The following is a 15123-nucleotide window of genomic DNA, read 5'->3' on the forward strand; positions in this document are numbered from 1 at the left end:
GGGGCGGCCCGGCGGCCGGCCATCGCGGGATGGTTGGCGCGGGCCGACGCCTCGGCGGCCGACATCGGGCGACCGCCCGGCCCCGACGTCGCGCCCGCCGCCGGGGCGACCGCCGGGCGTGGCGGTGACCCGGCGGCCGGCAGGTCCAGCTCGACGGCCGCCGGATCGAGGTCGGCCGCGAGCACCGCCCGGACCAGGTCGTGCACCTCCAACGGACTCCACACCGGCCGGGTCACCCAGACCCGGCTCGGCGGCAGGGCGTGCGCGCGCAGCGTCGCCGAGACCAGCACGCCCAGCCCGCCCTGCGAGCCGCAGAGCAACCGGCCCAGGTCGAGACCGACCGGTGGGGCCGCGCCGGCCAGCTCGGCCGCGCTGCGCCCGGCGCTGACCAGCTCGCCGTCGGCGTCCAACCAGCGCAGGCCGACGAGCTGCTCGCAGGCGGTGCCGTGCCGGTGCCGCAACGGGCCTGACTCGTCGGCGGCGAGCACCCCGCCGAGGGTGGCCCCGGGTGACGGCGGGTCGAGGGCCAGTCGGCGGCCGGAGCGTTCCAGCGTGGCCTGCACCGCCCGCAGCGGGGTGCCGGCGCCCACCTCGACCACCGGGGAGGCCGCCGGCCGGTGGCCGACCCCGGCGAGCCGGCCGGTGTCGAGCATGATGTCGACCCGGGCCGGCGCCGCGCCCCAGTCGATCTTCGTGCCGGCGCCCCGGGGGACCACCGACAGATCGTGCCGGGCGGCGAGCCGCAGCACCTCGGCCGCCGCCCGGGGCCCACCGGGGACGGCCACCCACCGGGCGAGCCGGCCGGCGACCTCGTCGGCCGCACCGGCGAACCGGGCGAAGGAGGGACCGCAGATCCCGGCCAACCGCCGGGTGATCTCCGTTGCACCGATCGAACCCGCTGGCGTCGACATGGCAGTCATCGTACACATGTTCTAAAACTCCGCGCGGCGGTTCGACCGCGCGGCGGAGCGCGACGGGCCGGTAACGTGACGCCGTGACCACCGAGACCACCCCGCCCGTCGCCCGACAGGTCCGCGCGGAGCGCACCCACCACGGCGACACCGTCGTCGACGAGTACGCCTGGCTCGCCGCCAAGGACGACCCGGCGACCATCGCCCACCTCACCGCCGAGAACGCCTACACGGAGCAGCGCACCGCGCACCTGGAAGCGTTACGCGGCACGCTGTTCGCCGAGACCCGGCAGCGCACCCAGGAGACCGACCTGTCGGTGCCCACCCGCAAGGGCGGCCACTGGTACTACACCCGCACCGTCGAGGGCCAGCAGTACGGCGTGCACTGCCGCCGCCCCGTCCACGACGGCGAGACCGACCCGCCGGTCAGCGCGGACGGCGCCCCGCTCGACGGCGAGGAGGTGCTGCTCGACGGCAACCAACTCGCCGAAGGGCACGACTTCTTCTCCCTCGGCGCGTTCGACGTCAGCCCCGACGGACGCTGGCTGGCCTACTCGACGGACTTCTCCGGCGACGAGCGCTTCACCCTGCGGATCAAGGACCTGAGCACCGGTGAGCTGCTCGGCGACGAGGTGCCCGACACCTTCTACGGCACCGCCTGGTCGGCCGACGCCAGCGTGCTGTTCTACATCACCGTCGACGAGGCGTGGCGGCCGGACCGGGTGTGGCGGCACACCGTCGGCACCCCGTCGGGCGAGGACGTGGTGGTGCACGCCGAGGAGGACGAGCGGTTCTGGGTGGGCGTCGAGCTGACCCGCTCCGAGCGGTTCGTGCTGATCGACAGCACCAGCAAGGTCACCAGCGAGGTGCGGGTCATCCCGGCCGACAACCCGACGGGTGAGCCGGCGGTGATCGCCCCGCGCCGGCAGGGCGTCGAATACAGCGTCGAGCACCACGGCCACCGCTTCCTGATCCTGCACAACGACGGCGCGGAGGACTTCGCGCTGGCGTACACCTCGGCGGACGCGCCCGGCGACTGGGTGCCGCTGATCCCGCACAGCCCCGGCACCCGGCTGGAGTCGGTCGACGCGTTCGCCGACCACCTGGTCGTCTCGCTGCGCAGCAACGGGCTGACCGGGCTGCGGGTGCTCCCCGTCGGCGGCGGCGACGCCCACGACATCGAGTTCCCCGAGCCGATCCACAGTGTCGGCCTGGACGCCAACCCGGAATACCGCACCCGGCAGCTCCGCTTCCGCTACACCTCGCTGGTCACCCCCGACTCGGTCTACGACTACGACCTGGTCACCCGGGAGTTGACGCTGCGCCGCCGCAAGCCGGTGCTCCCCGGGCCGGACGGTCGCGCGTACGACCCGGACGACTACGAGCAGCACCGCGAGTGGGCGCTCGCCGACGACGGCACCCGGGTGCCGATCTCGCTGGTCTGCCGCCGGGACACCCCGCGCGACGGCTCCGCCCCCGCCGTGATCTACGGGTACGGCTCGTACGAGGCCAGCATGGACCCGTGGTTCTCGGTTGCCCGGCTCAGCCTGCTCGACCGGGGCGTGGTGTTCGCCGTGGCGCACATCCGGGGCGGTGGTGAACTGGGCCGCCGCTGGTACGACGAGGGCAAGCTGCTGGCCAAGAAGAACACCTTCACCGACTTCGTCGCCTGCGCCCGGCACCTGGTCAAGTCCGGCTGGACGGCGGCCGACCGGCTGGTCGCCCGGGGCGCCTCGGCCGGGGGCCTGCTGATGGGGGCGGTGGCCAACCTCGCCCCCGACGCGTTCACCGGGATCGTCGCGCAGGTGCCGTTCGTGGACGCGCTCACCTCGATCCTCGACCCGTCGCTGCCGTTGACGGTCACCGAGTGGGAGGAGTGGGGCAACCCGCTCGCCGACCCGGAGGTGTACGCGTACATGAAGTCGTACACCCCGTACGAGAACGTCGCGCCCGTGGACTATCCGGCGATCCTGGCGGTGACCAGCCTCAACGACACCCGGGTGCTCTACCACGAGCCGGCCAAGTGGATCGCCCGGCTGCGGGCGGTGGCCCCACAGGGCGACTACCTGCTCAAGACCGAGATGGGCGCCGGCCACGGCGGCCCCAGCGGCCGGTACGACGCCTGGCGCGAGGAGGCGTTCGTCAACGCCTGGATCCTCGACCGGCTGGGCCGGGCCTGACCGCCACCGCCGGCCCCCGCCACCGCCGGGCCAACCCACGCCGGCCCCCGGGCCGGCCGGGGGCCGGCGGGCGGTTGCCGCTCCGCGCCGGCTGATCGCGGTCAGCCGGCACGGAGTTCCTCGACGGCGGTGCTCATCCGCAGGAAGAGCAGGCCGACACCGACCGTGACCAGCACGGCGGCCAGGGCACCCGCACCGACCCAGGCGAGCTGCGCCCACGGCAGCTCGGGTGTCACCACGGTCTCGGGCACCCACACCGTGCGCAGCGCCGCCGGGTCGGCGCAGCGGACCCGATCACCGGTGCACACCTGGAGGGAGTGCCCCTCGTAGGTGCGCTGGCGGCCCGCGACGCCCCAGGTGAGCAGCAGGCCGGCGGCGAGCGCCAGCGCGATGGCCGGCACCGCCGGAGCCAGGGCCTGCCAGGCCACCGACCGGCCGATGACGCCGCGGGGGACCCCCGACGCGACCAGTGCCGCGTACGTCCGGCGGCGGGCGACGATCCCCTCGACCAGGGCGACGATCAGGCCCCCGGCGGCGAGCGCGATGGCCAGGTAGACAGCCCGGTCGACCAGGTCCATGGTGTTGAGGTAGAAGTCGTCATCGGCGGCGAAGCTCTGGCCGCCGGCCCGGTTCGCCGCCATGTCGGCGGTCATGGACGACCGGACCTCGGCCGCGCCCGCACCCACGATCACCGCCGCCAGCAGGGCGGCCAGGGTACGGCTGCCGGCCCACGGGTCGGCGGTCAACCGGCGGGAGGCCAGCAGCGCTGCCGGCCCGCGACCGTGCCGGTGCAGCAGCCGCCCGGCCATGTACGACAGCCAGCCGGTGCCCGCCACCACCCCGACCAGCGCGGCCAGCCCGCCGCCCAGCGTCAGCGCCGGCCTGAGCAGCGCCGGGGGGTGCTGACCGCGGTCGGCGTACCACTGGCCGATCGGGACGAGCAGGCTGTACGCGGCCAACCCGGCCAGGATCAGCAGCCCGGCCCACGACCCCGGGGCGCGTTCCCGACGCATCCGCCGGACCACGCCGAACGGGGTCGCGGTGACCCGGCGCAGCAGGACCACGCCGACCAGCCCCGCCAGCACCGGCAGGCCGAGCACCACCGCCCCGATCGCCAGCGGCGACGGCAGCACGTCGGTGGGCAGGGGCAGCAGTCCCCGGGCGTCGGGCCGGTGCAGCAGCACCCGGCCGACCAGGTAGGCCACCAGCCCGACGAGGGTGCCGAGCAGGCTGGCCAGCCCGGCCTCCACCGCGACCAGCCCGGTCACCTGCCCGGGGGTGGCCCCGGCCAGCCGGAACGCGGCGAGTCGACGATCCCGGGCCGGCGCGCCGAGCCGGACGCACTGCCCGGCCAGGGCGAGCACCGGAACGGCGAGCAGCAGCAGCGCGACCGCCGTCCCGCCCCGCAGACCGGGCTCGCGGAGCAGCGCGTTGGTGTACTGCTCGGAGTTGTTGCCGCCCCGCCCGCCGGGTGGGGTCGGGATGGCCAGCACGGTGAGGGCGGCCAGCCCGGCGAGGCTGGCCAGGGCGGCGCTGAGCGCGGTGAGGACGACCCGGGCGGTGTCGGTGCGGTTGCCGGCCAGGGCGAGCCGCAGCGCGACGTCCGGCCTCACCGGGGGTCCGCGCCGGGAGCCGCCGCCGGGACCGGGACGAGGGGTTCGTCCAGGCCGAGGCCGGTCGGGTCGACCACGCCGTCGCGGAGCATCACCTCCCGGTCGGCGTACGCGGCGATCCGGGGTTCGTGGGTGACCAGGACGACGGTGGTGCCCTGCTCGCGGGCGAACCGGACGAGCTGGGTGAGGACCTCCTCGCCGCTGAGCGTGTCGAGGGCACCGGTCGGCTCGTCGGCGAAGAGCACCCGGGGCCCGGTGACCAGGGCGCGGGCCATGGCGCAGCGCTGCTGCTGCCCGCCGGACATCGCGCCGGGGCGGACGTCGGCGAGGTGCGCGACACCGAGCCGGTCCAGCCATTCGCGCGCCGCCTGCCCTGCTCCTCGCCGCCCCGAGCCGGCGAGGAGCAGGGGCAGGGCGACGTTCTCCACCGCGGTCAGCTCGGCGACGAGCTGACCGAACTGGAACAACACCCCGAACTCGGTACGGCGCAGCCGGGACCGCGCCGCCTCGGGCCAGGTGTCGATCCGCTCCCCCCGCCAGTGCACCGCACCCTCGTCCGGGCGCAGGATGCCGGCGAGGCAGTGCAGCAGGGTGGACTTGCCGCAGCCGCTGGGCCCGGTCACGGCGACGATCTCCCCTTCGGCGACGTCGAGGCTGACGCCGCGCAGGGCCGGTGTCGGGCCGTACGACCGGACCACGCCGTGTGCCTGGAGTCCGCTCACGGGTGCACCTCCCGGTGCCAGTCGGCGACGCGGGCCAGGGTGGTGCGCAGCCACCTCAGGTCGGCGTCGAGATGAGCGACGGCGTAGTCGACGGCGACGACGTCATCGAGGGTGGTCGAGGGTGCCGTCTTGACGGCGGTGAGTTCGCGCAGCCGGTCGGTGTGTGCCCGCGCCTGGGCGATCAGGTAGGACCGGGCCGCGTTCAGGTCGGCGACCAGCAACGCCACCGCGACCTTGGTGAACAGCGCACTGGTCACATACGGCATGGGTGGCTCGACGGCGGCGAGCCAGCCGTCGAGCGCGGCCCGGCCCTGGTCGGTGAGCGCGTAGGCGGTCCGGTCGGGGCCGGCCTCGCGTTCCTGACCGGCGGTGACCACCAGGCCGTCCCGTTGCAGGCGGCCCAGGGTGGCGTAGACCTGCCCGAAGGCGAGCGGCTTGGCCCGGGGCAGCCGGGTGTCGTGGGCCCGCTTCAGCTCGTAGCCGTGCCGGTTGCCGGCAGCCAGCAACCCGAGCAGCACGTGCGACGTGGACACCCGGCCAACTATTCATCCGGTGAATAGTTGATGTCAAGCAGCTCGGTCGATCCGACCGGGGCGCGGTCGAGCGGTTCGGCGGGCGGCCCGGCCCAGCTGGTCCACCTGGCGGCGGGGCGGGCCCGGCGCTGGTCAGCTGCTCCAGGCCGGGTCGCGGCCGGTACGACCGAGCAGCCGGTCCAGCTCCGTCCGGTCGGCGTCGACCGGCACCTCCGCGCCGAACGCGCCCATCTGCCGGCCCATCGGCCCCATCTCGTCCATGAAGCCGTGCAGGGCCGCGATGCTCTCCCGCGCCGGCTGGTACGGCCGGCCCGTCGCCCGCGCCAGGTCCCAGCCGTGCACCACCAGGTCCGCCACCCCCATCAGGCCGACCGTCGACCGGGACAGCCCCGTCCCCGGCACGACCCCCTGCTCGCTGGCCGGGTCGTCCCAGGCCACGACGAGCTGCGCCACCTCGGCCGCGAACCGGTCCCGCCATCCGGGCTCGGCCGCATGATCGGTCTTCACCGACCAGTCCGCCTCCTGCCCGGCGGCCAACCGCTGAAAGTTGACCGCCACGTCGTACACGTGGTTGAGCAGCCCCCGGACGGTGTAGTCCGCGCACGGGGTGGGCAGGTCGAGCTGGTCGTCGCCGATCGCCCGGACCAACGCCACGGTCCGTGGGGCGGCGGCGGCCAGCAGCTCACTAGTCTTCGTTGGCATACGGCCAGCGTATGAAGGTGGTCTTGAACGAATGCGACAGCCACGCGGGGACGACCGGGGCATCCTCGATCCGGCCCGGCTCCGCCGGGAGCTGCGGTTCCGGCGGCACCTGCCGGACCCGTCGCTGCGCCCGTGGGTGGAGCACTACTGGCTGGTCGACTGGGCGCTGACCGCGCCGTTCACCCAGCAGGTGGTGCCGCACCCGGCGGTCAACGTGGTCTTCCGGCAGGATGCCGGCGGCCCGGAGACCGCCGAGGTGGCCGGGGTCGGCCGGCGGCTGTTCTCGGTCACCCTGACCGGCACCGGAACGGTCAGCGGCATCCAGTTCCGTCCCGGCGGCTTCCGCCCGTTCTGGCGTCGCCCGGTCGCCGAACTCACCGACCGGCACGTCCCGCTCGACTCCGATCCGACCGCCGCCCGCGCCACCCGGTCCGCCGACCCGACCGCTCCTCACGCCACCGGGTCCGCCGTGGCGTCACCCCGCTGCGGGGGTACGGACGACGAGCGCCGCCGGGCGCTGGACGCCTTCCTGCTCGCCTGGGCGCCGCAGCCCGACCCGGCGACGGTCGAGGCGATCGCCCTGGCCGAGACGATCCGCACCGACCGGAGTGTGCTGCGGGTGGACGACCTCGCCCGTCGACACGACCTCTCCGTCCGGCGGTTGCAGCGGCTCTTCCTGGACCATGTCGGCGTCGGCCCCAAGTGGGTGATCCGTCGGTACCGCCTGCTGGAGGCGATCGAACAGGTCGTCACCGGGCTGCCCGACTGGGCCGCCCTCGCCGCCGACCTCGGCTACAGCGACCAGGCCCACCTGGCCCGCGACTTCGCCGCCGTCACCGGCCGCACCCCCACCGGCTACGCCCGCTCCCTGCACTGATCCTCACCCGCCCGCCGTTCACCCCGTCGGCCCCGCCCGCCGTTCACCCCGCCCGCTCAGCCCGCCGGCAGGTCGACTGACGCCCCCACCGAACGGGCCGTCTGGCAGCCGCGCCGATGCTCGGCGGGGTTTGTGCAGAGTTGTTGTCGTCATAGCCGCAAGAACTCTCCACAATCCTCTGCGCGCCGCCGGTCACCGCCTCCCGCACGATCACCGCACCGCACCACTCCGCCAGCCCAGCCCGACTGCCAGGTCAAGCGGGTGCCCTGCCCACCCTCACCGGGTGGTGCGGCACCCCCGGACACCCGAGGAGCCACAGGAACACCGCAGGCTGGACGCATCGCGGATCTCCCGGTGAGATCCAGCAGCAACCAGCCCACCTCACCGACGACGGTGAGTAACGACAGCCACCGCCACCCCTCCACTCACCCGCATCCTTTGCTCTGCTGCCATCCAGGCGACAGCTACTCACCGTGCCCGATAGTGGAAGCGGCGTGCTTTCCGACGATTTCTGGAGTTGCAGCTCAAGGCACTGGTGCGAATAGGGCAGCAGAGCAAAGGAGGGAGAGGGGGTTGATGGTGGATGGGAGCATGGTTACGGTGAGCGACATCGGGAGCTTCTCCCCGCCTAAATACCCTCAGTAATCAGAACAACGGCTCAGGGCCGCCCGAGCCTGGCTGGAGACCGCCCGAATCCCGGCTGGCCCGGCTGAGCCCGACCGAGCCGGCTGAGCCCGACCAAGCCGGCGGGCAGTCCACTCGGGCCCCGTCGGGTGTGATCCCGACGCACGAGGGACATCCCCTCCGTACCGCAGGGCAGATGCTGAACAGCAGCCGGAGCAGCTCAGCGGCGGCGGACCGCCACCACCGCGACGTCGTCGTGGATCTCCGGCGGGGCCAGTTCCACCAGCAGCCGCTGGCAGAAGCCGTCCAGGTCGTCGTCGACCACCGTCGCGCAGGACGCCAGCGCGGCCAGGCCGTCGTCGATGGTGGTGTCCCGGCGTTCGATCAGCCCGTCGGTGTAGAGCACCAGCGTCGCCCCGGCCGGCAGGGTGAACTCCAGGTCCTCCGGGCGGTCCGCGCGTACCCCGAGCAGCGGGGCCGACTGCTGGACGAACTCCACCCGGCCGTCCACCGTCACCAACGCCGGCAGGTGCCCGGCGCTGGCCAGCCTGATCCGACCCGTCGACGGATGCAGCAGCAGGATGCACAGGGTCGCCAGTTCGTTGCGCAGCAACGTACGCATCAGCACGTTGAGCCGGTCCACGATCACCCCCGGCTGGTGCCCCTCCACCGCGTACGCCCGCATCGCGTGCCGCAGCTCGGCCATCACCGTCGCCGCGTGCAGCGAGTGGCCCGCGACGTCGCCGATCGCCACCAGCAGGTGCCCGTCGAGCATCACCAGCTCGTAGAAGTCCCCGCCCACCTCGGTCTGCGCGCTGGCCGGCTCGTACCGCACCGCCAGGTCGAGGCCGGCCACCTCGGGCAGCCGCCGGGGCAGCAGGCTCCGCTGGAGGGTGACCGCGATCCGGTGCTCCTCGTCGTAGGAGCGCTGCGCCTCCACCGCCGAGGCGACCGCCTGGGCGAGCTGCACCAGCACCGGCGTGCGGGCGGTCTGGGTGGCGGTGGGCACCACCACGTACAGCGGGGCGCGGTCCTCCCGCAGCTTGGCGGCGGCCACGGTCACCGTGTCGTCAGCCGGCCAGCCCACCAGCCCCCATCCGTCGGGGGCGTCCACCCGCACGGTCGCCCCGGTCGGCACACCCGTGTCGTCGACCACCCACGGCACGACCTCCGGTTCCGCGCCCGGACCGGCGGCGACCCCGGCCAGGCACTCCCCGTCGAAGGTCTCCGCGACCACCGCCGCCGGACTGCGGAAGATCTGCGCCGCACCGGCCGCCGCTTCCAGCAACAGGCGGGCGAAGGTGGACGCGGCGTGCACCGCCACGGTGGTGTCGGCCAGCCCGGTGAGCCGCTCGGCGAGCAGCTCCGCCCGCTGCCGCGCCTGGTAGTAGCGCAGCACCGCGTGCGCGGTGGCGACCAGTTCCTCCGGCTCGATCGGCTCGGCCAGGTACGCGTCCGCGCCCCGGGTCAACCCCTGGGTCCGGTCCACCACGTCGACCGCGTGCGCGGACACGTGGATCACCGGGATCGCCGGATGGTCCGCCTTGATCCGCTCGCAGACCTCGAAGCCGCTCAGATCCGGCAGCCGGACGTCGAGGACCACCAGGTCGATCGGGTCCACGCCGACCCGGGCCAGCGCCTCGGTGCCGTTCTCCGCCTCCCGCACGGTGAAACCCGCCCGGGTCAGCCAACTCACCAGCAGGTAGCGCTTGGTGGGACTGTCGTCGACCACCAGGATCGTCGCCGGGGCACCGGCCACCTCACACTCCCGCCACGGGCAGGTCCACCGTGAAGCTGCTGCCCCGGCCCGGCTCGCTGACCAGTTCCAGGGTGCCACCGAGCAGCGTCACCAACCGCCGCGCGTACGGCAGGCCGAGGCCGGTGCCGCTGCGCCGGCTGGTCCCGGGCACCTGGTAGAACTCCTCGAAGACCCGTTCGTGCAGCTCGGCGGGGATGCCCGGCCCGGTGTCCGAGACGCAGACGCGGACCCGGTCGTCGACACCTTCGGCGCGCATCCGCACCTCGCCCCGGTCGGTGAACTTCACCGCGTTGTGCAGCAGGTTGCGCAGCACCTGGGCCAGCAGCACCTCGTCCGAGCGGAGCACGGTGCCCGGGGGCGGCTCCTCCACCACCAGCTCCACCTCGGAACGCAGGGTGAGCGCGCGCAGCGTCCCGCGCAACTGCCCGAAGACCGCCCGCAGGTCGACCTGCGCCCACTCCGGCTCGATCCGGCCCGCCTCCGCCTTGGCCAGGTCGAGCAGGTCGTTGACCAGGGAGAGCAGGTCGGCGGCCGAGGACCGGATCAGCTCGACCTGCTGGGCCTGCTCGACGGTGAGCGGGTCCGACGCCGAGTCGGTCAGCAACCGCCCCAGCCCGATGATCGCGGTCACCGGGGCTCGCAGCTCGTGGCTGACGTTGGCCAGGAACCGGCTCTTCGACTCGCTCGCCGCACGCAGCTGGGCCGACTTCTCGTCCAACTCGGCGTAGAGCGCCACCACGCCCCGGTTGGTCTCCTCCAGCTCCTCGGAGAGCTGGGTGTAGAGCGCCATCACACCCCGGTTGGTCTCCTCCAGCTCGGCGTTCAGCACGGCCAGCTCGTCGCGCTGGCGGCGTACCTCGTCGAGAGCGGCGATGAGCTGCCCGTTCTGGGTCGCCAACTCGTCCAGGGCGCTGGCCGGCGCGCTGGCACCCAGTTCGGCGCGCAGCTCCGCCAGGCGCTGCGGAGTCAGCGCCGCAGCGGTGGGCGGGACACGTCGGGACATCCTCACGACGGTATCTCCCTGCGCGTCCGCCAGCCCCAGGGTGTCCACCAACCGCGCCACCGCGCCGGACTGCGGCTCGTACCGGTTGCCGGGCAACGGGCGCAGCGGGGCGAGGTCGACGCTGAGCAGCCGCCGGCCGTCCGGCTCCGTCAGACAGGAGAACGTGACGTCCGCGCCGTCCACCGCGCGCAGCAGGTCCCGGGCCACCTCGCTGAGGGCGGTGGCGAACCGGACCTGGTCCTGGTGCTCCAGCCCGATCGCGGCCGCGACCTCCCGGCCCCGCTGGCGTACGCCGAAGATGTCCTGTTCCACCCGCAACGCCATCCGCAGCAGGGGTTCGCGGGCGGTCACGACGGCGTTCTCGCGACCAGCACGCAGGCGTCGTCCCGGCGCACCCCGGCGTCGCGCAGCAGGGTCGCCGCGACGACGACCGGCGCCCGCCCGAACAGCCCCGGATAGTCCTCGGAGCGCCACCGGTCCACCACGCCGTCACTCTGCATGACCAGGGTCGCACCGGCCGGGAACGGGTAGTCGTACCCGCGTACCGTCGGACGCTGGTGGCCGGCGATGCCGGGCAGCGAGACCAGCCCCCGCCGGGTGCCGTCGGGGGCCAGCACGGTCCCGGTGACGTTACCCAGGCCGGCGTAGCGCAGCAGACCCGCCGCCGGGTCCAGCTCCGCCACCGCCAACGCGGCCCCTCGGGTGTGCGACATCGCCCGGTGCAGGTGCGTCACCACGACGGCGGGCGGCCCGTCCGGCGCGGCCCGGAAGGCGGCCACGGCCGCCTCGGCGGCGACGTTGGCCAGCGGCCCGTGCCCCAGCCCGTCGCAGACGAGCACCTGGTGCCGGCCGTCCCCGGTACGCACCGCGTGGCTGTCGCCGCTGACCTGCTCGCCGGTGATCGGCCGGGTCAACCCCGCCGCCCAGGTCGGGGTGACCCGTACCTCCTTCGCCCACACCTGCACCGCGAAGACGGTGCCGCGCCCCGGCCGGGACCAGGCGTCGTACCAGCTGGCCTGCCGGGTGATGGCACCGAGGCCGATGCCCAGCGTGCCGGTGGTGGAGTGGCCGTCGCGGGAGGACACGGTGAGGTCGGCCATGCCGGGGCCGGAGTCGACGGCGACCAGTTCCACCCCGGCGGCGTCGGCGGTACGCACCGGCCGCAGCAGCAGGACGCCCTCCTGGGCGTGCTTGACCAGGTTGCTGGTCAGTTCGGCGGCGACGATGGCCAGTTCGGCGAGCCGGTTGCCGCCGAGGCCGAGCTGCCCGCCGAGGCGTTCCGCCGCGCGGCGTACGGTGCTGGCGGCGCTGCCGCTCTCCACCCGGTACCAGTGGCCCGCGTCCGGGACCACCTCGTGGTTCATCGGGACCACTTGGTCACGGTGATCCGGGTGCCCTCGCCGGGGGCGGTCTGGATGTCGAAGTCGTCGACCAGCCGGCGGGAGCCGCTGAGACCGAGGCCGAGACCGCCACCGGTGGTGTAACCGTCGGTGAGGGCGAGGTTCAGGTCGGCGATGCCCGGCCCGGAGTCGGCGAAGACGATCCGCACCCCGCGTCGCCGGCCGTCCTCGACGACGCTCACCTCGGCGGTGCCGCCGCCACCGTAGATCAGGGTGTTGCGGGCCAGCTCACTCGCGGCGGTGACCAGTTTCGTCTGGTCGACGAGGGAGAGCTTGGCCGCCACCGCCACGGTACGCACCAGCTGACGGACCCGGACGACGTCCTCGTCGCTGCCGATCGCCTGGGTCTTCGGGCCCAGGTCGACTCCCGCGGTCATGGCGATGTCGCCGCCGTCCCGGACTCGACGTCCTCGGGGTCGTCGTACCCGGGGCCGTCGTCACGGGTCGCCGCGATCAGCTCCATGCCCCGTTCCACGTTCAGCGCGGTACGGATGCCGTTGAGCGACAGGCCCAGCTCGACGAGGGTGATGGCGACCGCGGGACGCATCCCGACGACCACCGTCTCGGCGTCGAGCACCTTGGAGATCGAGGCGATGGTGGAGAGCATCCGGCCGACGAACGAGTCGACGATGTCCAGCGCGGTGATGTCGATGATGACGCCGTGGCAGCCGGTCGCCACGATCCGCTCCGCCAGGTCGTCCTGGAGGGTGACCGCCGTCTGGTCGGACATGTCGATCTGGATGGAGACCAGCAGGATGTCGCCGATCTTCAGGATCGGCACCCGTTCCATCACACCTCCCGGCGTGGGTGGCGGCGGGACGTCTCGACGCCGGTGAGGCGCAGCACGTGCCGCAGGGCGTCGGCCAGGCTCGCCTTGGTGGCGATGTCGCCGAACTCGATGCCGAGCGCGACGATGGTCTGCGCGATCTGCGGGCGGATGCCGGAGATGATGCAGTCGGCACCCATCAGCCGGGCGGCCACCACCGTCTTGAGGATGTGCTGGGCGACCTGGGTGTCGACCGCCGGCACACCGGTGATGTCGATGATCGCGTACGGCGAGCCGGTGTCGACCAGGGTCTGGAGCAGCCGTTCCATCACCACCTGGGCGCGCGCCGAGTCGAGGGTGCCGACCAGCGGCACGGCGACCACGCCGTCCCAGATCTTCACCACCGGGGTGGAGAGTTCGAGCAGCTGTTCGGCCTGGTCGGCGATCAGCCCCTCGCGGGTCTGCACGTAGGTCTCGAAGGTGAGCAGCCCCATCCGGTCGACCAGGCCGGTGACGTCGAGGATATCCCGCAGCGACAGCTCGACGCCGTCGGTCTCGGCCAGCTCGACCAGGACGTCCTTGAGGGCGTAGATGCTGATCGCGGTCTCGGTGGCGGTGAAGCTCTGCCGGGCCCGGCTGCGGGACAGGTCGGCGAGCACCGCGCGCAGCTCGCCCGCCGCGGGCGTCTGGAGGTCGGCCAGGCCCGCGCCGCCCGCGTTGATCATGCTAGCGTGCAGTTCCTGCACCTGGAGGCGCAGCTCGGCCTGGCTCAGCCGACCGCGCAGCGAGGCGGCGACGAGTTCGGTCCACCGCTGCACGACCCGCTCACCGTGCTCACTCAGCAGCCCGACGAGCCGGTCGCCCCCGTCTGCGGTCAACGCCATGGTTACCTCCTGTGAGCTGGGCCGGCCGGACTCTATCACCGGAGGCAGACCCGGTAGTTGCCGCGCGGCAAAGGAATGATCGCTCCCACCGGAACCGCTCCCGTTCTGCGTGTCCCCCCGTTCGTGGGATACCGTTCCACCGATAACAGGAGGTCTGAATGTCCCTGACGGTGCACACGGAACAGCGCGGCGACGTGGTCGTCGTGTCGGTCGCGGGCGAACTCGACATGGCGACCGCACCGCAGCTGCAGGACCAGATCACCGACCTGCTCGACAAGGGTCGCAGCCGGCTGGTGTTCGACCTGGCCGAGGTGTCGTTCTGCGACTCGACCGGGTTGTCGGTCTTCGTCCGGGCCAAGAACAGCTGCGACGAGGCCGGCGGCGTGGTCCGACTGGCCGCCCCGCAGCGCGGCGTGCTGCGCATCCTGGAGGTCAGCGGACTGGTCGAGGTGCTGCACACCTATCCGACGGTCGAGCAGGCCGTCGCGGGTGATCCCACCCCCGCGTCGTCCTGACCGGTCTCCTCAGCGCTCGTCCTCGATGAACCGGGGACGGGCGATCACCATGCCCGCAGTCGTCTGCACGGCGAGGGCGGCGAGCAGGAAGCCCATCGGCGCGGTCCATCCGCCGGTCGCCTCGTAGAGCACCCCGACGAGCAGCGGGCCGAGCGCGGCGATCACGTAGCCGGTGCTCTGCGCGAAGGCGGACAGCGCCACCGTGCCGTCGGCCGTGCGGGCCCGCAGGCCGATGGTGGTCAGGATCAGCGGGAACGCGCCCTGACCGAAGGCGAGCAGCAGCACCCAGAGCAGCGCCCCGCCCCGGGGCGCGAACGCCAGCCCCAGGTAGGCCGCCGCGGAGAAGGCGGTCAGCCCGAACACCAGCGGGCGCAGCGTGCGGAGCCGGCCGGCCAGCGTCGGCATCAGCAGGGCCACCGGCACCCCGAGCGCGGTGACCCCGGCAAGCAGCAGGCCGGCGCTCTCCGGCCGGAAGCCGGCGTCCCGGAAGAGCTGGGCCAGCCAGCCCATCACCGCGTACCCGCTGAGCGACTGCGCGCCGAAGTAGACCGCCATCGCCCAGCCGAGCCGGGTGCGGGCCGGCCGGACCCGGGTGCGGGCGGCCGGGACCGCCGTCGGGGTCGCGGCCCGTCGG

14 protein-coding genes and 1 pseudogene are annotated in these 15123 nt (G+C 73.7%); 3 read left to right on the top strand and 12 right to left on the bottom strand.

What is annotated here, in order from left to right; all coding sequences use genetic code 11:
• A partial coding sequence (locus H1A17_RS30190; RefSeq protein WP_228544514.1) for an FAD-binding oxidoreductase occupies positions 1-920 on the bottom strand: 920 nt, incomplete at its 3' end.
• A 74-nt stretch (positions 921-994) separates the two neighbouring features.
• On the opposite strand from H1A17_RS30190, the gene H1A17_RS30195 reads away from it, so the two are divergent.
• On the top strand, positions 995-3091 hold the full coding sequence (locus H1A17_RS30195; RefSeq protein ID WP_194823490.1) for a S9 family peptidase: 2097 nt from the start codon (positions 995-997) through the stop codon (positions 3089-3091).
• 101 nt (positions 3092-3192) lie between these two features.
• Here H1A17_RS30195 and H1A17_RS30200 read toward each other — a convergent pair whose 3' ends face one another.
• The 4 genes from H1A17_RS30200 to H1A17_RS30215 all read right to left on the bottom strand — a co-directional run bounded on the left by H1A17_RS30200 (position 3193) and on the right by H1A17_RS30215 (position 6661).
• Positions 3193-4704, bottom strand: a complete 1512-nt coding sequence (locus H1A17_RS30200) for an FtsX-like permease family protein (protein ID WP_194823491.1) — start codon at positions 4702-4704, stop codon at positions 3193-3195.
• Entirely contained in the window at positions 4701-5426 is a 726-nt protein-coding gene (locus H1A17_RS30205) for an ABC transporter ATP-binding protein (RefSeq protein WP_194823492.1), read from the bottom strand. The genes H1A17_RS30200 and H1A17_RS30205 overlap by 4 nt, the downstream gene beginning before the upstream one ends.
• Positions 5423-5959 carry a PadR family transcriptional regulator gene (locus H1A17_RS30210; protein WP_145917404.1) on the bottom strand — a complete coding sequence of 179 codons (537 nt, stop codon included), beginning with the start codon at positions 5957-5959 and terminating at the stop codon, positions 5423-5425. The genes H1A17_RS30205 and H1A17_RS30210 overlap by 4 nt, the downstream gene beginning before the upstream one ends.
• Before the next feature lie 132 nt (positions 5960-6091).
• Positions 6092-6661, bottom strand: coding sequence for a TIGR03086 family metal-binding protein (locus H1A17_RS30215; RefSeq protein ID WP_145917403.1), 570 nt, complete (start codon positions 6659-6661; stop codon positions 6092-6094).
• A 31-nt stretch (positions 6662-6692) separates the two neighbouring features.
• Here H1A17_RS30215 and H1A17_RS30220 point away from each other — a divergent pair, with 31 nt between their 5' ends.
• A complete protein-coding gene (locus H1A17_RS30220) occupies positions 6693-7538 on the top strand; it encodes a helix-turn-helix domain-containing protein (protein ID WP_145917402.1) in 846 nt (281 codons plus the stop codon).
• 844 nt (positions 7539-8382) lie between these two features.
• Here the strand turns inward: H1A17_RS30220 and H1A17_RS30225 are convergent.
• The 6 genes from H1A17_RS30225 to H1A17_RS30250 are packed head-to-tail and all read right to left on the bottom strand — an operon-like array spanning position 8383 to position 13974.
• Entirely contained in the window at positions 8383-9921 is a 1539-nt protein-coding gene (locus H1A17_RS30225; RefSeq protein WP_145917401.1) for a SpoIIE family protein phosphatase, read from the bottom strand.
• A gap of 1 nt (position 9922) precedes the next feature.
• On the bottom strand, positions 9923-11248 hold the full coding sequence (locus tag H1A17_RS30230) for a sensor histidine kinase (protein WP_145922514.1): 1326 nt from the start codon (positions 11246-11248) through the stop codon (positions 9923-9925).
• A 23-nt stretch (positions 11249-11271) separates the two neighbouring features.
• Positions 11272-12288: a SpoIIE family protein phosphatase gene (locus tag H1A17_RS30235; RefSeq protein WP_145917400.1), complete on the bottom strand. Its 1017-nt coding sequence runs from the start codon at positions 12286-12288 to the stop codon at positions 11272-11274.
• Positions 12285-12701: an anti-sigma regulatory factor gene (locus H1A17_RS30240; RefSeq protein ID WP_145917399.1), complete on the bottom strand. Its 417-nt coding sequence runs from the start codon at positions 12699-12701 to the stop codon at positions 12285-12287. The genes H1A17_RS30235 and H1A17_RS30240 overlap by 4 nt, the downstream gene beginning before the upstream one ends.
• The gene (locus H1A17_RS30245) at positions 12698-13114 is read right to left on the bottom strand and encodes an STAS domain-containing protein (RefSeq protein ID WP_145917398.1); all 417 of its coding nucleotides are present in this window, start codon (positions 13112-13114) and stop codon (positions 12698-12700) included. Before H1A17_RS30245 ends, H1A17_RS30240 begins: the two co-directional genes overlap by 4 nt.
• Entirely contained in the window at positions 13114-13974 is an 861-nt protein-coding gene (locus H1A17_RS30250; protein ID WP_145917397.1) for an STAS domain-containing protein, read from the bottom strand. Before H1A17_RS30250 ends, H1A17_RS30245 begins: the two co-directional genes overlap by 1 nt.
• A 158-nt stretch (positions 13975-14132) precedes the next feature.
• Between H1A17_RS30250 and H1A17_RS30255 the strand changes: the two genes are divergently transcribed.
• Entirely contained in the window at positions 14133-14489 is a 357-nt protein-coding gene (locus H1A17_RS30255) for an STAS domain-containing protein (protein WP_088642031.1), read from the top strand.
• A 9-nt stretch (positions 14490-14498) separates the two neighbouring features.
• Here H1A17_RS30255 and H1A17_RS30260 read toward each other — a convergent pair.
• Positions 14499-15123 (bottom strand): annotated as a pseudogene (locus tag H1A17_RS30260) (MFS transporter); the annotation flags it as partial.

It is taken from the genome of Micromonospora sp. S-DT3-3-22, assembly GCF_015354745.1.
GTDB lineage: Bacteria > Actinomycetota > Actinomycetes > Mycobacteriales > Micromonosporaceae > Micromonospora > Micromonospora wenchangensis.